The sequence below is a fragment of the Bacillus sp. AFS037270 genome (assembly GCF_002585305.1).
The window spans coordinates 218,699-239,822 of the sequence record NZ_NUNF01000014.1; the positions used below are offsets into that span (position 1 = coordinate 218,699).

Consider the following 21,124-nt stretch of genomic DNA (forward strand, 5'->3'; position numbering starts at 1 on the left):
ACTTCCTCGCTAACAGGAATTGGCTTTTTTCAATATAAACACATATTTTATCTTTTTAACTTCTGTTAAGACTTAATTAAGGTTGGAGTATCATAATGCAGACATGGACTTAAAGAAAGCATCTAAAAATTGAAAGGAGTCCTTCAAATGCAAAAAAAGAAATTTACCTCTTGGGGCGTTAGCTTTGCGAGTCTTGCTCTCGTCGCAGGAATGATGTCATATATGGGAATTAAAAAAGATACAACAACCAATACAACTGCAGTCGCGACAACACAAAATTCAACACAATCATCTCAAAGTGGCAGTACCGAAGATTCATCGATCACCTACGAGGTCCCAAGTCAATCTACTGATACCACTGGATCTACAAATACCAGCGGGACTACAGACACAAGTGGAACTGGGCAGTCAGATAATCAATCTGTTTCACAAGACAATTCGTTTCCAAGTCAACATGGAGGCTTTGATACTACAACCGGGGGAACCTGATGAAGTATAAGTATCATTTCAATGATTACGATAGTGCATTTGATACTACTACAGGAGGAGCCTTAACATGTATAAGTATAACTTCAATTCAATGAGTACAATGGTACAAATATTGATAAGTAAAGAATTGTTTGCAAATGATCTCATGCCCGTTTATAAATTATTCGCATCTGTCGAAGACACCTGCAGCCGGTTCAAAAAAGATAGTGAATTATCCAGATTAAATCAGCAGCTAGAAAAAGAAGTCGAGGTATCGGATCAATTTTTTAGCATTTTAAAAGAAGCACTTAGATTTTACGAAGAAACAAATGGGGTGTTCAACCCAGGTATATTGTCAGCGATTGAAAACAGCGGCTATACAAAATCAATTGAGTTTATCAAAGGGCGGGAGTTAGCGGCTCCCTCCCCTACAGCTCCAGTGTTTACGAAATTCAGACCTTATCAATTAGATGAGGATAGACAAACGGTGGTTTTGCACACTGGTATTGATTTAGGTGGAATCGCAAAGGGCTGGGTGGTTGATCGTGCAGCTGATATCTTATCGCGTTATGGATTTGGTTTTGTTAATGTGGGCGGAGATATTCGGATTTTTGGAAGTCTGCTACGGCCCTTAAATATTGGTATTGAAGATCCCTTTGACCCATCAAAAATGCTCTCTTCCATTCAGGTATCCGATGGGGCTGTAGCTACTTCTACTTCGATGAAAAGAAGGTGGAAGGTGAGCGGAAAAAGTAAGCATCACCTTATTGATGCCACAACAGGCGAGCCATCTGCGAGCACCATTATTTCTTCTACTGTAACGGCGCCAACGGCTGTAGAAGCGGATGTATTAGCAAAAGTGGTACTTTTATTAGGAGAAGAGCGCGGGAAGGCCTTGCTTTCTGTCAAAAAAAATCCAGCGGTTATCATAAATGAAGCTAAAGAAATTTGGAGAGGTGGCGAATAACATGGAGTCTTTAGAATGGTACGCAATCCGGGCGACTGGGGTTGTGGCTTATCTATTATTATATTTGGCGGCATTAACAGGACTATATTCTGCGGTACAGAAGAAACGGAAAAAGAAAGTGAATAATCTCCTGCATTTTCATGAGGTAGTGTCAGATTGGTCATTGATTATGACTGTCGGTCACTTAGGAATTTTATTGATTGATGCTTACATGAAATTTAGTTGGTCTGATATACTGATTCCATTTAGCGGCAGCTATGAAACCATTTCTATGGGATTAGGATCTATCGGCTTTTATTTCTTAATTTTAACGATTGTCACTTCGAAGTTCCGTAAGAAAATTGGTTATCAGAGATGGAAAAAGCTGCATGCTCTTAACCCTATTCTGTATATTTTAGTAACAGCACACGGGTTAATGAGTGGTACGGACTTCCAAGGGACAGTTTTGGCTGTTGTTAATATTGTGCCAGTTGTTCTTATGCTCGGAATGTTTCCTTCTGATAAGAAGAAGCTAACCGAAGGAAATGGGGCAATTTAGAAATGGGTTGGAGGTTTCTCCAAGCCATTTTTTTATGCTGTTTTTGGGTTGAGTGATTATTTTTAAGAAGACATGCTTCGCTTCGTACTTTTGCTAAAAATAACGATTATATTTCTAATCGTTTAAACGCTCTCAATATGAATAATACTAATAGGTAGAGAGACTAGTTTGGAAGGAGGGAGACGTCATGTTGCATACAACGGTATCATATTTAAGAATGGTGCTTCCCTTTATCTATATAATTTGCACTTGGCGGTTTGCTGATTGGAGAAATTGGAGGAAATACTATCCCACCATCCTTTTCATTATAAGTGTTGATTTTTTTATTTCCGTCCTTATGTACGAATACCCATTATGGACTTTTCGTGGTTCGTTAATAGTACCTAACCATACTATTGCGGAATTTATCTTAACATTTATCACCTTCCCCAGCCTGACCTTACTGTATTTATCCTTATACCCGTATCATTCCCATTGGCCTAAGCAAGTTTTATATATTGGCATCTGGTTTATTTTTGAGGTGATGATGGAGTACCTGTTTAGGAGTGCAAATCTTATCTCCTATACTCATGGTTGGAATTATGGCTGGTCTTGCGTGGTTTGGCTATTTCTGTTTATTGGACTGCGCCTCCACTATACGAGGCCGCTTTGGGCATGGGTCCTTTGCTTTGTATGTTCTGCGTTTTTAATCCTATACTTTCAGATTCCAGTTACGAAGTTTAGATGATTTAAGTAAGTCAATACTACAACAAATATGTAAGTATCGGAGAAGATGTAGACTCTCGAAGATTCGCTCCTCTCATGGTCGAGCAGGGAAGAGGAAAAATCATTAACATTTCGATGAATTACGAAACAATGAAACGAAAAGGATTCGTCCCATATGGTCCATCACGTGCTGCTACCGAGTCTCTGTCCTATATTATGGCGGAAGACCTAATAGAGTTTGGTGGTTCGGTAAATATGCTCCTTCCTGGAGGTGCCACGGTACTGGTATGATACCTGATGAAGTGAAAAAGCAACTAGAAGGGATTTTCCAACTTCTGAAACCAGAAATCATGGGAAAGCCTATAGTTTCTTGCCTCTGAGCAATCTGATGGAATAACAGGATCACTCCTGCTTGCCCATCAAGCAATAAAAGAGAAATACAAGCATTAGAATGTACAGCTGGAGGTAATCAGATGCTGCCATTATTTTTAAAACCTGTTTTAAAAGAAAGAATTTGGGGCGGAACAGCCTTGCAAAAAGAATTCGGATATGCAATCCCATCGGAAAATACTGGAGAGTGCTGGGCAATCTCTGCTCATCCAAATGGTCCATCTGTAATTGAAAATGGGCCGTATGTTGGTAAGACCTTGGACGCTCTTTGGCGCGAACAGCCTGAGCTTTTTGGAAATCCAAGAGAAGAGGTGTTTCCGCTTTTGACGAAAATTTTGGATGCAAACATGGATTTATCCGTGCAGGTTCATCCAGATGATTCCTATGCGAAAGTACATGAAAACGGTGATCTGGGCAAAACTGAGTGCTGGTATATCATCGACTGTAAAGAAGACTCCGATATGATTTTCGGTCACAACGCTAAAACAAAGGAAGAATTAATCGAGCAAATTAACGAAGGAAAATGGAGCGAGCTCCTGCGCAGGGTTAAAATCAAGCCGGGCGACTTTTTCTATGTGCCAAGCGGAACCATCCACGCTTTGTGTGAGGGCACCCTTGTCCTAGAAACGCAGCAAAGCTCTGACACAACCTACCGGGTCTATGATTATGACCGCAGAGATGATGAGGGGAATTTGCGAGAGCTTCATTTAGAAAAAGCGATTGATGTAACAACTGTGCCGCATCAAGATGCCGGGGTTGCTCCTTGTGTTGAGGAACAAGAACATGCACGGGTTACAACATTTGTAAAATCAGATTTTTTCTCGGTGTATAAATGGGAGGTTAGCGGAAAAACGTCATTTGCATTCCCTGATCAATATTTGCTCTTTAGTGTGATTAAGGGGAATGGCGCCCTTAAATGCAACGGAGAGCGGTATCCATTGGAAAGAGGGATGCATTTCATTCTTCCATTCGGATTAGGCGATTTTGCCATCGACGGGAATTGTGAATTGATCGTTTCGCATACTTGATAAATGGGACATTGGAAAATAATAAAGCGTAAAGATTCTCGTGAGAAGGGTCTTTACGCTTTTTTTACTTAATTAAAGAGGTTTGTAACCGTTTCCTAAACGATAAGGAAATTTATTAATTTTTATTTTGGCTTTAAACTAGTTAAAATTCAAAGTGTAGAAGATAACGTTATCTGGTGAAAGGGTTTCCACAGTGAAACCGCTTGATTAGAAAAAATTAAATTTGATGGAAGGTGAAGTGTTGGAAATCAAATCATTGATTGATGAAGACTTGATTGAGTTAAACTTGGTTGCTGCAACCCAGAAAGAAGTGATTTCTCAATTAACTTCATTGTTAGCAAAACAAGGAAGAATTGATTCAGAGTCTGTATTTTTCCAAGGTGTACTTGAAAGAGAAGAAGAATTTACGACTGGTTTTGGCAATGGATTTGCTATCCCGCATTGTAAAAGCGATACCGTTAAAACAGCAAGTATCATTATCGGGAAAACTGCAAATGAAATTGACTGGAATTCCTTAGATGATAAACCTGTAACTTTTATTATCATGCTGGCTATACCAGCAACAGAAGGCGGCACGACTCATCTGCAAATTTTAGCAGCATTGTCAGGCAAATTAATGGACGATGAGTTCCGCGATCAGCTGATGAATGCAACGCAGCCAAAACAAATTTTAGAATTAATAGATGAATTAGTTACTCAAAAAACAAACTAAGAAAAGGTGGATATAATCATGAAAATTATCGCAATTACAGCTTGCCCAGCAGGAGTAGCACATACAAATATGGCCGCAGCGGCTTTAGAAATGACAGCAAAAAAGATGGGGCATCAAATTAAAGTTGAAAAACAAGGTGCAATGGGAATTGAAAATTCGATTTCAGCGAAAGAAGTTGCAGATGCGAATGTACTTATTTTAGCTGTTGATACAGCGATTGCAAAAGTAGATCGTTTTAATGAAATTCCAACACTAAAGGTTCCGGTTGCGGAAGCAGTTAAAAACCCGCAGGGACTTATTAATAAAGCTCTTGAGCTAGTAAAATAAAAAGGGGGAGAATTCGACAATGAAAAAGTTCCTTGAAGAAGCTAAAACACATTTAATGACTGGTGTTTCCTATATGCTGCCGTTTGTTGTTGCGGGAGGTCTGCTTCTAACAATTGGTTTACTTTTAGGCGGCGGCGAACAAGAAGCAGGTTTTGCTAAACAAACCGTTAAAGCTGGGGTATTGATTTTCTCCTTAATGGTTCCCGTAATGGCAGGCTATATGGCTTATTCTATCGCAGACCGTCCGGGTATTGCTCCAGGTATGGTTGGTGGATTGATTGCTCATGAAATCGGCGCAGGATTTTTGGGTGGTATTGTTGCAGGTTTCCTTGCAGGTTATATTGTTAATTTTATTAAAAAGCTTCCTATGCACTCATATATTGCTGCACTAAAACCAATTATTGTTATTCCGTTATTAGGTGTTGGAGCTGTTTCCTTATTAATGTATATCATTGGTCAGCCAATCGCGTTAGCGTCTAAAGGTTTAGAAGGCTGGTTATCATCGATGAGCGGTGGAAATCTAGCGTTACTTGGATTGATTATTGGCGCGATGATGGCGTTTGATATGGGAGGCCCTATTAATAAAGTAGCGTTTGCCTTCTGTGTTGGTATGTTAAATCAAGGAGTTTACGGTCCAATGGCAGCATGCTGGATTGGAATTATGACACCACCAATTGGACTTGCTCTTGCTACAAGACTTGCTCCCAAGAAATTTACAGCCGGTGAAAGACAAAGTGCTCTTCCTTCAACCATCATGGGAGCGACAGGGATTACAGAAGGTGCAATTCCATTTGCCGTAAGTGACCCACTTCGCGTTATTCCATCCATTGTTGTTGGTTCAGCAGTAGGCGGCGCCTTAGCTATGGCACTTGGTGCAGCAGCTCCAGTACCATCTGGCGGTGTACTAGTCATTCCGTTCTTTGTTAAACCATTTATGTTCGTCCTTGCTTTTGCAGCAGGAATCGTTACAACGGCATTAATGACAGTTCTTTTAAAAAAGAAAGTCGAAGAAGAAGTAGCCTATACTCAAGAAGTGGCTTAAAAAGAATAGCTTGAATTTCATTGAGGGGACTTTTAAAGGACCCTCATCTTCTTTATCGCTAAAAAAATTATGGTTCTGGAGGCTTTTACTATGAATTTTCATGTCATCTCCCATACACATTGGGACAGAGAGTGGCACCAAACCTACCAACAATATCGTGTAAACTTAATCCGTTTTATGGATGAATTAATTGAGCTTTTAGAAACAAGTCCTGCCTACTCTTCCTTTTTATTAGATGGACAAACGATCGTATTAGAGGATTATTTAGAAATTAAACCGAAGAATCGGGACAGAATTAGGAAGCTTGTTGAGGAAGGGCGGATCATTATCGGACCTTGGTACATCCAGCCTGACGAGTTTATGCCAAGCGGAGAATCGCTTGTCCGGAATTTATTAATCGGCCAGCAGGTTGGAAATGAATTTGGTCCATCGATGCAGATTGGGTATTTACCGGATTCATTTGGACAGGCTGCTCAGATTCCCCAAGTGTTAAAGGGATTTGGGATTGATCATGCCTTGTTTTGGCGCGGGATTACAAATGAAGAAACAGAAAAAACGGATTTCTGGTGGGTGGGTCCCGATGGATCAAAAGTACTAACAACCCATCTTCCATTAGGCTATGGAAATGGCCGCATGCTTTCAACAGATTTAGAGCAGAATGTTAAAATCATCGAAGAAAATCACTCAAGCTTAAAAGATATGACGACCACACCTAATATGTTATTGATGTGTGGTTTCGATCAAAGAAGTGCCAATAAAGATCTGCCTGAAATTATGGATGAGCTAAATAAATATTATGCTGAACACGGAAGTGAGTTCCAGGTTAGACTAAGCCGCCTGCAGGACTATTTTGAAGGGATTTCGCAAGAATCAGAAAAACTCGAGCACCTTTCTGGTGAGTTTCGAAAGGGCAAAAATATGCGCGTCCATGTAAGTATCGCCTCAACGCGCTTAGATTTGAAAAAGAAAAACTTCGAAGTCCAAAATTTATATGAAAAATATGTGGAGCCTGTGAACTCCCTTTCCTTCCTAGCGGGGCACCATTATGACAATGATGTTATCAATAAAGGCTGGAAATACATGATGCAAAATCATGCCCATGATTCCATTTGTAATGTTTGTACAGATGACACTCATCATGAAATGAATATGAGATATGAATTCGCCAAGCAAATTGGCGAGTCTGTACAGAAAACAGCCACCTCTGAATTGCTTGGCAACATAAAGTTCGATGAGAACAAGGGAATGCCTATAGTGGTCGTGAATACACTTGGCCAAAAAAGAAAAAATATCGCAGAAGCAACATTACATGTAACTTTTAAAGAATTTATCCTAGTTGACTCAAATGGAAATGAGGTCCATTATCAAGTTGTTGAAACGAAAGAAGAAAATTTAAATGATAAACAAATTGAAATAGGTGTAAAAAATGCCGATCAGTTTGTTTTTACTACTAAAATTAAATTTGCCGCTGAAGTAGATGGCTTTGGATTCAGCACGTATTACGTAAAAGAACAAGCTCCAATGGCTCATACATTTGCCGATGTGTATCAGAATGGAGCCTTCGAAAATGAGTTTATCGCAGTGAACATCGAAAAAAATGGTTCATTAACAATAAAAGAACAAAAAACCGGTGCGATTTTTAAAGGGCTAAATGTGTTTGAAGAAGGCGGAAATGCCGGTGATGAATATGATTTCTCACCACCTCGGGAAGACGTCATTATTACGACAAGAGACGCGGCTCCAGAAATATCGGTTGTTCATAACGGACCTATTTTTGCAACGGTTAAGATCGCGTATCAAATGGAATTTCCTGTCGATACAGATGTAAACAGCCGTTCAAAAGAAAAGAAAGCTTCAACGATCGAGACTTATGTGATGGTGAATCGTTATGAAGATCGGGTCGATGTGAAAACAGTGATTGATAATACGGTTAAAAACCACCGAATTCGCGCCTTATTTGATACAGGAATGACAACGAAAACCCATATCGCTGACCAACCATTTGGCACGATTCGCCGTGATAACTATCTAGAGCAGGTTGAATACTGGGAGCAGGAAAATTGGGAGGAAAAATATTACCCAATTTATCCGCAGCAGAAATTTGTGGATGTTTCTGATGATCAAAAAGGTATTTCTATTCTTAATAAAGGCTTGCCGCAATACGAGATCCTGAATGGTGAAAAACCAACAATTGCTCTTACGCTGCTTGCTGGAACCGATTATATGGGGAAACAGGATTTAGTGGATCGTCCTGGAAGACGTTCAGGTTTACATGTAGCCACTCCGGATAGTCTTTTATTAGGTAAGCATGAAATGGAATATTCCATTATTGCGCACCAAGGTAATGAAATTAAGGCAGGTACTGGGGTTAAAGCCAGCGAATTTACTACACCGTTTATGACGGTCCCTCTTTCTGTTAAGAGGGAAAGAGGTTCTCTAAGCGACAACTGTACGTTTATTCGTGTTGAAGGTACTGAAGTGGCTATTAGTGCTGTGAAAAAATGTGAAAATGATAATAGTCTTTTAGTAAGAATTTATAATACAACTAACCAGCCAATTGATTCTGCAAAGCTAGAAATCAATCAAGAGCTTTTCAAAACTATTAAACTAGTTAATTTGAATGAAGTTCCGATCACTGAGCAGGATGAGCGTATCCTTTTCACTGCTAATGAAATTCACTTAAAGGATATTCGTCCGAACGAAGTCTTAAGCTTTACATTATCTTAGAATGAAAGGAGATACCCAAGAATTAGAGTGATAAGGTCAACTCTTTTTGAGGGTATCTCTTTTTAATAACGGAGGGATTTTAAAATGTGTGATAATTTAGTTGTCCTGCCAGATTCCACAAGTCAAACTCGGATGCTTGTAGCGAAAAATAGCGATCGACCAGCTTATGAAAGTCAGCCGCTCGTGTATAATAAAAAGCAAACCTATGAACATGGGGAGAATGTAAATTTAGCTTACTTGAATATACCCCAAATTAAAGAAACCTATTTAACAATTGGTTCTTCTCCGTTTTGGTGCTGGGGCTATGAGCAGGGCATCAATGAACACGGCGTCGCCATCGGAAACGAGGCTATTTTTACAAAGGATTTGAAAGACAGTGCGGCAAATCCTGAAAAACAAAAAGGGATTTTAGGGATGGAGCTTGTCCGGCTTGGCCTTGAGAGAGGGAAAACAGCGAAAGAAGCTTTAGAAGTTATTGCAAAGTTAATTGAAGAGTATGGTCAATGGGGCAGTGCCGTTGTAGGCGAAGAGAAGCCTTACAATAATTCGTTTATCATCGCTGATTCAAAGGAAGCATGGGTTCTTGAAACAGTGGACCATCATTGGGCGGCAAAGAAAATTCAAAAAAAATACCATTCGATCTCGAACGAAATAAGTATTCGCAATGACTGGGATTTAAATAGTGAGGGCTTTATGGAAAAGGCGATTCGATCTGGCTGGGCTGACCGAGCAGAGGATTTTGATGCTGCCCATGCTTATATGGACTTTACAAATGCGCTGCAGGTCTCGCATATTCGTGTACAGCGTACGAAGCAATTGCTTCATGAGAAAGCGGGGGAGATTGATGTCCCTTGGCTGAAACGAATCTTACGGGATCATTATGAAGATACATTTTTAGAAGCCCCATTTTTTAATGCGGCACTGCCGGATTTTCAAACCATTTGTATGCACTCCTCCCCTGCGAATTTTACTTGGGGAATTACCGCTTCTTCGACGGTTTTTGAACTTCCAGCGGATGAATGGCATTTTCCGGTGATTTGGTGGTCGCCTGCAACCCCGTGTACAGGTCTTTATCTGCCGATTTTCATGTGTGAACAGGAGTTTCCAGTGGTTCTTTCTCAGGCGGGAACGGTGAGGGTGAAAACAGCTGATCCGACCAAATCAGAGCAGGATCAATCGGCAAAAGATTCATATTGGTGGATGTTCCGGGATTTGCTTGATGAATTAAAAGGCGATGAAAATGGAAAATTATTTACTAAGAATAAGGAAATTGTTAGAAAAACTTTTGACCTTTTAGAGCAAAAATGGTTGAAGTTAATTCGTGATACTGAAGAAGAGGCGGCTGTCCTGAATAAGGCTGGTAAACAAAAGGAAGCCATTGCCCTCGTTACGTCCTTTTCATATGAATGTTTAAAAGAAGCTTTAGAAGCTATTGGAAAAATTCGAACGCAAATAAAAACAGCCGTTTTGTCATAAAAAGTTCTTACTTGGTTAGCAGGGGTGTAAGATATGATTGTTTTAAACAGCCGTCTTAAGTCATTGATCAAAGAAATTCTATCACAGAAGGAGCCTGTGACAAGTGAATACCTAGCAAAAGTACTAGGTGTCACTTCCCGGACAATTAGAAATGATGTGAAAACATTAAATCTTGAACTCAAAAAAATTGGTGTCCAAATCGAAGCGAATAGAGGTGTTGGCTATTTTATTGATCAGACCCTTGGACAGCCGGTTACTGAAATAATCGAAGAGCTTTTTATGCTTCAGGAAGAGGAACAAGGCAACGCCCCTGTACTGCCAGAGGAACGAGTACTGTATATTTTAAAAAGCATTATTACGGCGGAGGATTTCATTGCAACGGAACAGCTTGCCAATGATTTATTTGTGAGTAAATCCACCGTTGATAACGACTTAAAGCAAGTAGAGAAACTTTTAGAAAAATATGACTTAACCTTGTATAAAAAGCAAAACTATGGAATCAAATTGATCGGAAACGAAATGAATATTCGCTTTTGCTTGTCTGAAAGCTTGGTGAATTTGAGAAATGAACAAGCCCAGCTTGAAAATGAGATTATCTCAGATGTAAATGTGGAAGTCATTAAGACGATTACCATGAAACATATTGAAGAGTTGCCCTTTCGTATGGCTGAACTTCCGCTCAATAATTTAGTGATGCACATTGCGATTGCCATCCAGAGAATTAAAAAGGGTAAAAATATTGAGGTCGGTACGATTGAGCTCGATCAAATTGAAACGCAAGCGGAATCCGTGGTAGCCAATAGAATGGTCACGTCCCTTGAAGAAACATTTTCAATAAAAATCCCTGCAGGTGAAGTGGCGTATATCGCGATTCATTTGCTTGGAGCCAAACATTTTGAAGATAAGAATTTACAAGAGGTCGATTTTGCTGAGATGGTAGGGGAGAGCCACTATCAATTAGTGGTTGATATTCTTTCGGAAATTAATAGGGTTTACCACATCGATTTGCGGGAGGATCGAGAGCTCATTTATGGCTTAGGGCTTCATTTGCGGTCTGCCATGAACCGTTTAAAATATCGAATGAACCTAAGGAATCCCATGTTAAAGGAAATCAAAAATCATTATCCGTTTTCTTTTGAGTTAGGGATTCTTGCCTCTGAAATCATCCAGAAAAACAGCCATCTTATTGTAAATGAGGACGAAATCGGTTATATCGCGATTCATCTGGAAGCTGCTGTTGAGCGGATGAAGAATAAAAAACGGCGTGAAGTGAGACGAGTAGCCATCGTCTGTGCTTCCGGATTAGGCACGGCTAAGTTATTAGCAGCTAGTATCGAGAGTAAGTTTCCTGGGATTGATATTGTGGGGACCTATCCGTCCTATTCTATTAAGAATATCAAAAAAGAGGCCGCCGATTTAATCTTAAGTACCATCCCTGTTAAAGAAGAAGGCCCGATTCCGATCCTTCATATCAACACGATGTTAACGGAACAAGATGTTGAAAGGGTTAAAGAACACATTTCAAGCAAGTATCTAAATGAAGATAAGAATAAATCATTAAAAAAGCTGCAAAATCTCTTTAATGAGGATTTGTTTTTCACCGAGATTGATAAGAAAAATCCAAAGGACATCATCAAATCCTTAACAACTATTCTAAATATTAAAGGATTTGTCGATGATTCTTTTCAGCAATCTGTGCTAGAGCGGGAGGAAATCTCACCTACAGCAATCGGTAATCTTGTGGCCATTCCCCACCCCTTAAAACCGAATGCGTTAGGGTCCTGTATTGCCATTGGGATTCTAAAGAAACCAATAAAATGGGGAGAGCATTCGGTTCAATTGGTCTTTTTACTGGCATTGAATGAAAAGGATAAAGAAGAATTCAGCCACCTTTTTAATCATTTATGGCGGTTGGTCCAAAATAAAAAATTAGTGGATGAGCTTTGCTCTAAAGAGAATTTTGCTGATTTTATGAGTCAATTTTACTCGACCAAATAAAGTTAGAAGGAATGAAACCTATGAAAGTTGTAATCGCACCAGATTCTTTTAAAGAAAGTTTATCGGCGACAGAGGTTGCGGGTGCCATTGAAGAAGGATTTCTGAAAGTCTTTCCTCATGCTGAGTTTGTTAAGGTTCCCATGGCTGATGGGGGAGAGGGCCTTGTTCAATCCTTAGTGGATTCGCTAAATGGACACATTATTCAGCAGGAGGTAACCGGTCCGCTTGGTCATAAAGTGACTGGTTTCTTTGGGTTGATTCATAACGGAAAAACGGCTGTCATTGAAATGGCCGCTGCTGCTGGATTACATTTGGTTTCGCATGGAAATAGAAATCCGCTTCATACCACAACCTTTGGAGTAGGAGAACTAATATTGGCTGCTCTTGACCATCATGTAGAAAAAATCATTTTAGGTCTCGGGGGAAGTGCTACTAATGATGGAGGGGCAGGGATGGTTCAGGCGTTAGGAGGGAAATTACTACATGCCAACGGCTGTGAAATTGGATTTGGCGGCGGAGCATTAGCGAGCTTAAACTCTATTAATTTAGAAGGGTTGGATGTACGTTTATCTGAAATTACTTTCGAGGTTGCTTGTGATGTCGAGAACCCATTGCTTGGGCTAACTGGTGCTTCTTCCGTATTTGGTCCGCAAAAAGGGGCAACAGCAGATATGGTTCAGATTCTAGATGAGAATATAGCACATTTTGCAAGAGTGATAGAAAGAGATTTAGGGAAGCGTGTTTTTGACGTTTCTGGTGCAGGAGCTGCAGGTGGCTTGGGTGCAGGTTTATTAGCCTTTCTTCCTTGCAAGTTAAAAAAAGGAATCGAGATCGTCGTTGACGCTACTTGCTTAGAGGAGCATATTCGTGATGCGTCCCTTGTCGTAACGGGAGAAGGGAAGATCGATAGTCAAACCATTTATGGTAAAACCTCGATTGGTGTGGCAAAGGTCGCAAAAAAACATAACATTCGTGTAATCGGGTTAGCAGGTTCCCTTGGTGCCGGCTATGAAGCTGTTTATGATGGTGGCATTGATGCCGTTTTTAGCATTGTACCTGGAGTTACAACACTTGATAATGCACTTGAAAATGCCTATCCCAACATTGTGAATACTGTACGAAATATTGCAAAGCTTTTATAAAAAACAAACCCACATATTAGTGGGCTTGTTGTCGTTTGAAGCTTATTTCCACACATCTTTCGCAATAGAAATGACATGTCTAACTTTATCCCATTGCTGTTCTTCTGTTAGAAGGTTTCCTTCTTCGGTAGAGGAGAATCCACATTGCGGGCTTAGGCATAGTTGATCTAATTCTACATATTTAGCAGCTTCTGCAATACGTGCTTTTATTAATTCTGGGTCTTCTAAATCACCAAACTTAGATGTAATCAGTCCAAGAACAATTTGTAAATCTTTGCGGTTTACGTGTTTAAGCGGTGCAAACCCGCCAGAGCGCTCATCATCAAATTCTAAGAATAAGCCATCTACCTTTAATTCGCCAAAGATATATTCTGAAGCATTATCGTAACCGCCGCTAGCCGTATAAGTAGATTTAAAGTTTCCGCGGCAGATATGCATCGTGATGACCATATCTTCTGGTTTGTTGGCAATCGATTCATTGATGGCACGAGTGAAAATCTTAATTAACTCTTCTGGAGTGTAGCCTTTGTCGGCAATTTGCTGCTGGCCTTTCTCTGAGAAGAAAACTGCCCAAGATGTATCATCTAATTGCAAATAACGGCAGCCTGCATCATAAAATGCCTGAATAGCTTTTTGGTAGGCTTTAATTAAATCATCAAAGAACTCATCTTTGTTTGGATATGCCGCTTCCTCGATAACCCCTCTAAAGAAGAGCATATTTGGACTTGGAATCGTGAATTTCGCTACATGGTCACCCTTGATGCCGTCCAAGAATTTATAGTCTTCGATAAATGGATGCTGACCGAAGTCTAGTTTACCCGTTACTTTTACTCCGTGTGCTCTTGTTTGAACACCATTAAATTGAATACCTGACTCGGCTTCATAAAGCTCAACGCCCTCAAGTCCTGCTAGGAAGTCGAAATGCCACCAAGCACGGCGCAATTCTCCATCTGTTACAGCTGAAAGACCTACTTCTTTTTGTTTTTCTACTAATCTAATGATTTCTTCATCTTCGATGGCACGAAGCTGTTCCGCTGTGATTTCTCCGTTTTCTTTTTGAAGACGTGCTTGCTTAAGTCGTTCCGGACGCAGGAAGCTTCCGACATGGTCGGCTTTAAAAGGTGCTCTAGTGAGTGTTTTTGTCATTTTATCTGCTCCTTTAATAAATATAATTTTAATTATATATAAAATTTTCGAAAAATGCATAGATGGAACATATTCTAAAATCCCTCTTTAAGCTGTAAGCCTTTGCATTTTTGCAGTGTTTTTGTGGAAAAAAATTATTGTATAGAAAACATTGATTTTTTTGAAAATTTATTCTAGTATAGTGAAAGATTAATTATTTAGAAAAGCGAAAAAATTGTTTCGGGGGGTACTATTATGGGAGTTATCGAGAAAATCAGCGGATTTGCCGGAAAAACCTTTACATTATGGGTATTAATCTTTGCTGTTGTTGCTTTTAATTTTCCAGGTCACTTTGTGTGGCTGGGAGGATATATTGTTCCTTTATTAGGAATTGTTATGTTCGGCATGGGGCTGACACTGGAGTTATCGGATTTTAAGGAAGTTTTTAGAAGACCAAAGGAAGTGGCGCTTGGGGTTGTCGGTCACTTTATCATCATGCCGCTCTTAGCGTTTTTATTGGCGGTCGGTCTTGATTTACCAAAAGAAGTTGCGGTAGGGGTTATTTTAGTAGGATGCTGCCCGAGCGGAACGGCTTCGAATGTTATGGTGTTTCTAGCAAGAGGAAATGTGGCGCTGGCGGTTGCGATTGCCTCTGTTTCTACGATTCTAGCACCATTTGTTACACCATTGCTCATCCTTCTGTTTGCAAGTAAGTGGGTTGATGTTAGTGTAGCATCCTTATTCCTTTCGATTGTACAAGTTGTGATTGTCCCATTAGCGCTTGGGTTTATCATTAAAAAGTTCTTTGGAAAACAGGCGAGAGCCGGTGCCAAAGCAATGCCGCTTGTTTCCGTTGTTGCGATTGTGTTGATTGTATCTGCTGTCGTAGCAGGCAGCGCGGCTAAAATTGCCGAAACCGGTCTGCTTATTTTTGGAGTGGTAATCCTTCATAATGTGCTTGGATTCTTGCTTGGTTTCTTCTTTGCCCGTTTATGCGGAATGGATCTTGCGAAACAAAAGGCTGTCGCAATGGAAGTCGGCATGCAGAATTCTGGTTTGGGAGTAGCTATCGCCACGGCGCACTTCTCGCCATTAGCGGCTGTACCTAGTGCGATTTTTAGTGTGTGGCATAATTTATCTGGTTCGGTTTTGGCGAATATTTTTAGCCGGATGAAAGATAAGAATGAAAACGCAGAAAGTAGCAAGCATATAGCATAATCTTGAAACCTCCCAGCTGGGGGGTTTTTTGTATTGGGGTTTTGTTTCCAATTTTTGTAGAATTAGTTCTGATTTTCGTAGAATACTCACTTACTTTTGTAGAATTCTCCTTTATTATGTAGAATTCCCTCGGGCTTTTGTAGAATTTCTCCTTTATTACGTAGAATCCACTCGTACTTTTGTAGATCATCGCTAAATTGCGTAGAATACCCCCTGTTTTCCTCCTTTTAAAAAGAGTATTGCAGCCTGGGCCAATTATGCCCAATGTTTAACAATAAAATAGGACGGGTAGTAATCACATAAGAAGTAATAAAGGAGGAATTAAAGTGAATGTTGCTAGTGTAATGACAAACGACGTTGATTGCTGTACTCCTGAAAGTACTTGTAAAGAAGTAGCGATTAAGATGAAAGAACTTGATGTAGGTGTGATTCCAATTTGTGAAAATGAAAAATTAGTGGGAATCATTACCGACCGCGATTTAGTCATAAAGGGATTAGCAAATGACCTTTCGGATGAATCACCCGTTTCTGAATTAATCACAAATTTGGTAGTAAAAGGTACCAAAGACATGTCTATTGAGGAAGCTGCAAAAATTATGTCTCACGAACAAATTCGCCGTCTTCCTATAGTGGAAAATGAAAAGTTGGTGGGAATGGTCTCTCTTGGTGATTTAGCTGTAAATAATCAGTCGAGTGAAAAGGCTGGAGAAGCCCTTAAAGATATCTCGGTTCCATCCGAACCTAATAAATAAAGCACTTCTTAGAAAGTTCAAAGTTTCTATTTGAATGGATTCCTGAAAAGAAACTAACTTTAGGAGTGAACAAAATGCCGTTACTAGAAATTAGTGTCGTTCCAATCGGAACAGATTCTCCCAGTTTTAGTACACAGGTTACAAATGCTGTTCGTATAATTGAGGAAAAAGATTTAAAGTATGAGTTGACCCCTACCTCAACAGTTGTAGAAGGCGATATTGACCATTTATGGGAAGTTGCCAAAGAGATCCATCAAAAAGCTATATCAAATGGTCCAGAAAGGATTGTGACCAATATTAGTATAGATCATCGGACAGATAAAGAAATGAATATGGATCACCAAATAGACACAGTCCGTAAAGAGCTAGAATAGTTTTTCTAAACCAGACGTATATTTGACTTTTTTACTATTAAAATAGGAGAAAGAAATCCGGCCCAATTAAAGAGCCGGATTTTTTATGTTTGCTTTATTTCTAATCTTCGTGCAACTAGTGACAAGGCATAATTCACGATAAAATATAGTAACGCTACAATCACAAAAACTGGTATCACATACGATCCCTTTTGCGCGTAAATAATTTGTCCATTGTGCAATAGATCCGGCAATGCAATGACGACAGCTAACGATGTATCTTTAAGCAGAGAAATAAATTGACTGACAATAGGTGGAACCATTCTTCTCAGAGCTTGGGGCACGATAATATAGCGTAAAGTCTGGATGTAGTTCAGCCCAGACGCCCGTGCTGCTTCAATCTGTCCTTTTTCAATCGAGTTTAAACCGCTTCGGATAATTTCTGACAGCATAGCTGATTCAAAAACCGTCAACGCTGCGATGGCAGCAGTCGTTATTTCCATTTCGATCCCGATTTCGGGCAATGCAAAATAGGCGAAGAAAATGATCAGCAGCAAAGGAAGGTTACGAATCGTCTCGACAACCACGGCAAGTAATGGAGATACAACAGGGATCCGCGCATATCTGAGAGTGCCAATAAGACCGCCAATAATGAAGCTGAGCACAATTGAAATGGCAGCAACCTTAAGGGTGACACCAAATCCTTCGAGCAAAAATTTAAAATTGTCCAGTTTATATACTTCAATGAACGGTGCTAGAACATCCATCTAGGCACCTCCTCAATTACTTCTAGCCATTCGTTTTTCTAAAAATCCTACGCCAAGACTTAAAGGGATCGTTAAAATTAAATAAAATAAGGCAACAAAAACATAGGTATCAAAGGTTACGTATGTCTTTGCAGAAATTAGGTCCCCCTGATACATTAAATCCCCGCCTGCGACTACTGCTAACAATGATGAATTTTTAACTAAATTGATAAATTGGTTGCCAAGAGGAGGGATTACGATCTTGATAGCCTGGGGGAGTATAACCAATCTCATTGCCTGGCCGTAACTAAGTCCTGTTGAGCGGGCTGCTTCCATTTGCCCGCTTGGAACCGACATGATTCCGGCACGGATTGCTTCAGCTATGAAAGCCGCTGTATAGATGGTCAATCCGATTGTTCCTGCAGCCATCCCGCCAAAGTTTCCAGACAAATAAGTGAAAAACACAATAACGAGTACAGGTATATTCCGAATAAATTCAACATATGCCGTCCCAATCCAGTTAAGAGATTTAAACGGGGCGATCCGCATCACAGCAAGAAGTGTCCCCAAGATAAAGCTGCATAATAAAGCGATCAAACTGGAAATAATGGTTATTTTTAATCCTTGCAAAAACGAATCTATATTAGTTGTTAGTATCGAGAAATCCAGCAAGCGATCTCCTCCTCATAAATCAGGATGAGCAGGTCTGTAAACCCACTGCCCATCCTGACGAGAAACCCGGTATCAATCCTTAATTTTTAATCCATTTATCCTTAATTTCATCATACTTTCCTGAATCCTTCAGGCTTTTTAATGCTTTATTAAGTGCATCGACAAGCTCTTGATTGCCTTTTTTAACAGCAATCCCATAAGGCTCTTCTGTGAACGTTCCTCCGACCAGTTCAAATGACGGATCTTCTTCTGCCATCCCATAAAGAATGGCATCATCTGTTGTCAGGGCATCACCCTTACCTGCCTTTAAGGCTGTAAAGGCTTCGGCATAGTTTTCGTATTCCAGTACGGTTGTTTCAGGTGCTTTCTCACGAATATTGATTGCCGATGTCGAGCCTTTAACCGCAAGCACCGTCGTGCCTTTTTTCAAATCTTTAATGCTTTGAATCTTGCTGCCTTTTTTCACAAGTAGGGATTGACCAGCTTGAAAATAAACATCCGTAAAATCGACTTCTTTTTTACGTTCTTCCGTGATGGTCATTGTAGCGACTACCGCATCAACCTTACCATTATTGAGGAGGCCGACCCTGGTTTTTGAAGTAACCTCAACGTACTCAGGCTTAACATCCTTGCCAAACATTTCTTCTGCCAATGCTTTGGAAAGATCAATATCGAATCCTTCCACCTCACCTGTCGAAGGATTTTTCAATCCAAACAAACGAGTGTCATTTTTTACTCCAAACACGATTTTTTTATGTTCCTTGATTTGGGCAAGAACATCCTTGCTGTTGCCCTTAGAGTCCTTGTCCCCGCCGCAGCCAGCAAGAAAAATGGCAGCCATTATTGATACTACCGCCATTTTTACGAAAGTTTTTGTTTTGAACATTCCATTACCTCCAATTAATGATTTAATATACGACTGAGAAATAAACGAGCCCGTTCTTCACGCGGATTCTCATAAAACTCAGCCGGAACTGCATCTTCTAAAATTCGCCCCTCATCCATAAATACGATTCGGTCTGCCACTTCTCTAGCAAAGCCCATCTCGTGGGTTACCACGACCATCGTCATACCTTCTTTCGCTAGGGCTTTCATCACATCTAGAACCTCCCCGATCATTTCGGGATCAAGAGCCGAGGTTGGTTCGTCGAAAAGCATGATTTTCGGTTTCATTGCTAGGCCGCGGGCTATTGCTACACGCTGCTGCTGTCCTCCGGAAAGCTGAGAAGGATAGGCTTCAGCCTTATCTAAAATACCTACCTTATCGAGAAAATGTCTGGCTGTATCCTTAGCCTCTGATTCGGATTGGCCCAAAACTTTCATGGGAGCAAGAATGATATTTTCAAGAACGGTTTTGTGGGGATATAAATTAAAATGCTGAAAAACCATTCCTATATTGCGCCTTAGCAGATTGATATCTGTTTTTTTATCCCTTACTGATACCCCATTGACGGTGAGTGTCCCGTCAGAGATTGTTTCCAGATGATTGATACAGCGGAGCAAGGTACTTTTTCCTGAACCAGAAGGGCCTATTACTACTACGACTTCCCCTTGATTGATTGTCAGATTTATATCTTTTAAGACTTGAAAATCTCCATAGAACTTATTTACCTGTTTAAATACAATCATTCTGACCTCCTAATAAAAACTTATAATATATGGAAAATCCGGGATTCGTTAATTTATATTCATACCTTGTCTTATTTAAACTAGGCCTAATTTACTTGTTTTTTAGGGGGTCAGACCGGCACTGAGAATAAGTTTTAAGTGGAGACTAGGGCAGACTGTGTTCCTTTTTTATTGTTCGAAAAAATGCAAACCAAAATTTGTTCGTTCATTAGGGAAAAATTATCAGAATCTAGTAAAAAGTTTGTATTTACAAGATGACAATAAAACTATATAATCCTATATAAATACTTGGAATTAAGAATGGGCGTGAGATAGATATGAGTATAGGAATTGCATTAATGGGATTATTGGTCGGCTTTTTGGTAGGGTTAACTGGAGTGGGCGGGGCAGCACTTCTAACCCCTGTGCTAATTTTAATAGGGGTTAATCCTTCGATTGCGGTTGGGACAGACCTTGTTTATAACTCGATTACAAAATTGTTCGGTGTGTTTGGACATTGGAGACAAAAAACGGTGAATCTCCAGATGGTTAAGTATTTAGCGATTGGAAGTATCCCGAGTGCCGCGATTGCGATAGGGGCCCTTCATTTCTTTGAAGCTTCTTACCACAATCAAGAACAGATCATTCGCAATGCCCTTGGATATGTTCTCATATTTGTTTCAGTAGCTATCATCATCAAAACGTTTTTTGAAAAAAGACTACGACCTAATCGCATACAAGCCAAACCTTTGAGTGAGAAAAAGGGGCTAACAATCCTCATTGGCTGCATCTTTGGATTTATTGTCGGACTTACTTCATTAGGATCAGGTTCTTTGTTCGCTGTGGCGATGATTTATCTTTATAAAATGAAGACCTCCGAGATGGTTGGTACGGACATTACGCATGCCTTTTTTCTAGTTACAGTTGCAGGCTTGCTTCACATTGGTTTTGGTACGGTTAACTATATGCTTGTAGGGAATTTGCTTATGGGCTCGATTCCTGGAGTGCTAGTGGGGAGTACGATTTCTGCTAAGGTTCCGACGAGACCGCTGCGGGCGGTGGTGGCGGTATTGATTTTTGTTAGTGGGATAAAGTTAATCTAATTCTGTTTAGAGAAGTGTAATCAGCAC

22 protein-coding genes are annotated in these 21,124 nt (G+C 40.1%); 17 read left to right on the forward strand and 5 right to left on the reverse strand.

Annotated elements, in window-relative coordinates:
• Window positions 1-147: 147 nt before the first annotated feature.
• From COD92_RS07700 to COD92_RS07760, 13 genes are all read left to right on the forward strand, one after another.
• Window positions 148-489 carry a hypothetical protein gene (locus COD92_RS07700; RefSeq protein ID WP_098531286.1) on the forward strand — a complete coding sequence of 114 codons (342 nt, stop codon included), beginning with the start codon at window positions 148-150 and terminating at the stop codon, window positions 487-489.
• A 67-nt stretch (window positions 490-556) separates the two neighbouring features.
• Window positions 557-1,435: an FAD:protein FMN transferase gene (locus COD92_RS07705; RefSeq protein WP_098531285.1), complete on the forward strand. Its 879-nt coding sequence runs from the start codon at window positions 557-559 to the stop codon at window positions 1,433-1,435.
• A 1-nt stretch (window position 1,436) separates the two neighbouring features.
• Window positions 1,437-1,973, forward strand: a complete 537-nt coding sequence (locus COD92_RS07710) for a ferric reductase-like transmembrane domain-containing protein (protein WP_176541255.1) — start codon at window positions 1,437-1,439, stop codon at window positions 1,971-1,973.
• 217 nt (window positions 1,974-2,190) lie between these two features.
• Window positions 2,191-2,700 carry a CBO0543 family protein gene (locus COD92_RS33290; RefSeq protein WP_369689349.1) on the forward strand — a complete coding sequence of 170 codons (510 nt, stop codon included), beginning with the start codon at window positions 2,191-2,193 and terminating at the stop codon, window positions 2,698-2,700.
• A 35-nt stretch (window positions 2,701-2,735) separates the two neighbouring features.
• Window positions 2,736-2,969 carry an SDR family NAD(P)-dependent oxidoreductase gene (locus COD92_RS32715; RefSeq protein WP_483295672.1) on the forward strand — a complete coding sequence of 78 codons (234 nt, stop codon included), beginning with the start codon at window positions 2,736-2,738 and terminating at the stop codon, window positions 2,967-2,969.
• Window positions 2,970-3,151: 182 nt separating this feature from the next.
• Window positions 3,152-4,096, forward strand: a complete 945-nt coding sequence (gene manA / locus COD92_RS07725) for a mannose-6-phosphate isomerase, class I (RefSeq protein WP_098996108.1) — start codon at window positions 3,152-3,154, stop codon at window positions 4,094-4,096.
• Between the two features lie 238 nt (window positions 4,097-4,334).
• Entirely contained in the window at window positions 4,335-4,808 is a 474-nt protein-coding gene (locus tag COD92_RS07730; RefSeq protein WP_255295256.1) for a PTS sugar transporter subunit IIA, read from the forward strand.
• A gap of 18 nt (window positions 4,809-4,826) precedes the next feature.
• Complete coding sequence (locus COD92_RS07735; RefSeq protein WP_098996110.1) at window positions 4,827-5,135, forward strand: PTS fructose transporter subunit IIB; 309 nt, start codon at window positions 4,827-4,829, stop codon at window positions 5,133-5,135.
• A gap of 19 nt (window positions 5,136-5,154) precedes the next feature.
• Complete coding sequence (locus COD92_RS07740) at window positions 5,155-6,177, forward strand: PTS fructose transporter subunit IIC (RefSeq protein WP_098996111.1); 1,023 nt, start codon at window positions 5,155-5,157, stop codon at window positions 6,175-6,177.
• A 90-nt stretch (window positions 6,178-6,267) separates the two neighbouring features.
• Complete coding sequence (locus COD92_RS07745; RefSeq protein ID WP_098996112.1) at window positions 6,268-8,904, forward strand: glycoside hydrolase family 38 N-terminal domain-containing protein; 2,637 nt, start codon at window positions 6,268-6,270, stop codon at window positions 8,902-8,904.
• Between the two features lie 84 nt (window positions 8,905-8,988).
• Window positions 8,989-10,380, forward strand: coding sequence for a C69 family dipeptidase (locus COD92_RS07750; protein WP_098996113.1), 1,392 nt, complete (start codon window positions 8,989-8,991; stop codon window positions 10,378-10,380).
• 33 nt (window positions 10,381-10,413) lie between these two features.
• Entirely contained in the window at window positions 10,414-12,378 is a 1,965-nt protein-coding gene (locus COD92_RS07755) for a BglG family transcription antiterminator (protein ID WP_098996114.1), read from the forward strand.
• A gap of 20 nt (window positions 12,379-12,398) precedes the next feature.
• A complete protein-coding gene (locus COD92_RS07760) occupies window positions 12,399-13,520 on the forward strand; it encodes a glycerate kinase (protein ID WP_098996115.1) in 1,122 nt (373 codons plus the stop codon).
• 42 nt (window positions 13,521-13,562) lie between these two features.
• Here the strand turns inward: COD92_RS07760 and COD92_RS07765 are convergent, their stop codons facing one another.
• Window positions 13,563-14,666, reverse strand: a complete 1,104-nt coding sequence (locus COD92_RS07765; RefSeq protein ID WP_098996182.1) for a 5-methyltetrahydropteroyltriglutamate--homocysteine S-methyltransferase — start codon at window positions 14,664-14,666, stop codon at window positions 13,563-13,565.
• 234 nt (window positions 14,667-14,900) lie between these two features.
• Between COD92_RS07765 and COD92_RS07770 the strand changes: the two genes are divergently transcribed.
• The 3 genes from COD92_RS07770 to COD92_RS07780 all read left to right on the forward strand — a co-directional run bounded on the left by COD92_RS07770 (window position 14,901) and on the right by COD92_RS07780 (window position 16,989).
• Window positions 14,901-15,863 (forward strand): bile acid:sodium symporter family protein, encoded by a 963-nt coding sequence (locus tag COD92_RS07770; RefSeq protein ID WP_098996116.1) that lies wholly within the window; start codon window positions 14,901-14,903, stop codon window positions 15,861-15,863.
• 326 nt (window positions 15,864-16,189) lie between these two features.
• Window positions 16,190-16,615: a CBS domain-containing protein gene (locus COD92_RS07775; RefSeq protein ID WP_098996117.1), complete on the forward strand. Its 426-nt coding sequence runs from the start codon at window positions 16,190-16,192 to the stop codon at window positions 16,613-16,615.
• A gap of 74 nt (window positions 16,616-16,689) precedes the next feature.
• A complete protein-coding gene (locus tag COD92_RS07780; RefSeq protein ID WP_098531271.1) occupies window positions 16,690-16,989 on the forward strand; it encodes an MTH1187 family thiamine-binding protein in 300 nt (99 codons plus the stop codon).
• An 83-nt stretch (window positions 16,990-17,072) separates the two neighbouring features.
• Here the strand turns inward: COD92_RS07780 and COD92_RS07785 are convergent, their stop codons facing one another.
• From COD92_RS07785 to COD92_RS07800, 4 genes are all read right to left on the reverse strand, one after another.
• Entirely contained in the window at window positions 17,073-17,735 is a 663-nt protein-coding gene (locus COD92_RS07785; RefSeq protein WP_098531270.1) for an amino acid ABC transporter permease, read from the reverse strand.
• A gap of 12 nt (window positions 17,736-17,747) precedes the next feature.
• Entirely contained in the window at window positions 17,748-18,386 is a 639-nt protein-coding gene (locus COD92_RS07790) for an amino acid ABC transporter permease (RefSeq protein WP_098531269.1), read from the reverse strand.
• Window positions 18,387-18,465: 79 nt separating this feature from the next.
• Window positions 18,466-19,272, reverse strand: coding sequence for a transporter substrate-binding domain-containing protein (locus COD92_RS07795; RefSeq protein ID WP_098996118.1), 807 nt, complete (start codon window positions 19,270-19,272; stop codon window positions 18,466-18,468).
• Between the two features lie 14 nt (window positions 19,273-19,286).
• Complete coding sequence (locus COD92_RS07800; protein WP_098531267.1) at window positions 19,287-20,015, reverse strand: amino acid ABC transporter ATP-binding protein; 729 nt, start codon at window positions 20,013-20,015, stop codon at window positions 19,287-19,289.
• A gap of 317 nt (window positions 20,016-20,332) precedes the next feature.
• Between COD92_RS07800 and COD92_RS07805 the strand changes: the two genes are divergently transcribed.
• On the forward strand, window positions 20,333-21,097 hold the full coding sequence (locus COD92_RS07805; protein WP_098531266.1) for a sulfite exporter TauE/SafE family protein: 765 nt from the start codon (window positions 20,333-20,335) through the stop codon (window positions 21,095-21,097).
• Window positions 21,098-21,124: the final 27 nt, after the last annotated feature.

Bases quoted from the DNA above. Each gene is read 5' to 3' on its own strand.
- COD92_RS07700 (WP_098531286.1), top strand. From the start codon at position 148: ATGCAAAAAAAGAAATTTACCTCTTGGGGCGTTAGCTTTGCGAGTCTT.
- COD92_RS07705 (WP_098531285.1), top strand. From the start codon at position 557: ATGTATAAGTATAACTTCAATTCAATGAGTACAATGGTACAAATATTG.
- COD92_RS07710 (WP_176541255.1), top strand. From the start codon at position 1,437: ATGGAGTCTTTAGAATGGTACGCAATCCGGGCGACTGGGGTTGTGGCT.
- COD92_RS33290 (WP_369689349.1), top strand. From the start codon at position 2,191: ATGGTGCTTCCCTTTATCTATATAATTTGCACTTGGCGGTTTGCTGAT.
- manA (WP_098996108.1), top strand. From the start codon at position 3,152: ATGCTGCCATTATTTTTAAAACCTGTTTTAAAAGAAAGAATTTGGGGC.
- COD92_RS07735 (WP_098996110.1), top strand. From the start codon at position 4,827: ATGAAAATTATCGCAATTACAGCTTGCCCAGCAGGAGTAGCACATACA.
- COD92_RS07740 (WP_098996111.1), top strand. From the start codon at position 5,155: ATGAAAAAGTTCCTTGAAGAAGCTAAAACACATTTAATGACTGGTGTT.
- COD92_RS07745 (WP_098996112.1), top strand. From the start codon at position 6,268: ATGAATTTTCATGTCATCTCCCATACACATTGGGACAGAGAGTGGCAC.
- COD92_RS07750 (WP_098996113.1), top strand. From the start codon at position 8,989: ATGTGTGATAATTTAGTTGTCCTGCCAGATTCCACAAGTCAAACTCGG.
- COD92_RS07755 (WP_098996114.1), top strand. From the start codon at position 10,414: ATGATTGTTTTAAACAGCCGTCTTAAGTCATTGATCAAAGAAATTCTA.
- COD92_RS07760 (WP_098996115.1), top strand. From the start codon at position 12,399: ATGAAAGTTGTAATCGCACCAGATTCTTTTAAAGAAAGTTTATCGGCG.
- COD92_RS07765 (WP_098996182.1), bottom strand. From the start codon at position 14,666: ATGACAAAAACACTCACTAGAGCACCTTTTAAAGCCGACCATGTCGGA.
- COD92_RS07770 (WP_098996116.1), top strand. From the start codon at position 14,901: ATGGGAGTTATCGAGAAAATCAGCGGATTTGCCGGAAAAACCTTTACA.
- COD92_RS07780 (WP_098531271.1), top strand. From the start codon at position 16,690: ATGCCGTTACTAGAAATTAGTGTCGTTCCAATCGGAACAGATTCTCCC.
- COD92_RS07785 (WP_098531270.1), bottom strand. From the start codon at position 17,735: ATGGATGTTCTAGCACCGTTCATTGAAGTATATAAACTGGACAATTTT.
- COD92_RS07795 (WP_098996118.1), bottom strand. From the start codon at position 19,272: ATGTTCAAAACAAAAACTTTCGTAAAAATGGCGGTAGTATCAATAATG.
- COD92_RS07800 (WP_098531267.1), bottom strand. From the start codon at position 20,015: ATGATTGTATTTAAACAGGTAAATAAGTTCTATGGAGATTTTCAAGTC.
- COD92_RS07805 (WP_098531266.1), top strand. From the start codon at position 20,333: ATGAGTATAGGAATTGCATTAATGGGATTATTGGTCGGCTTTTTGGTA.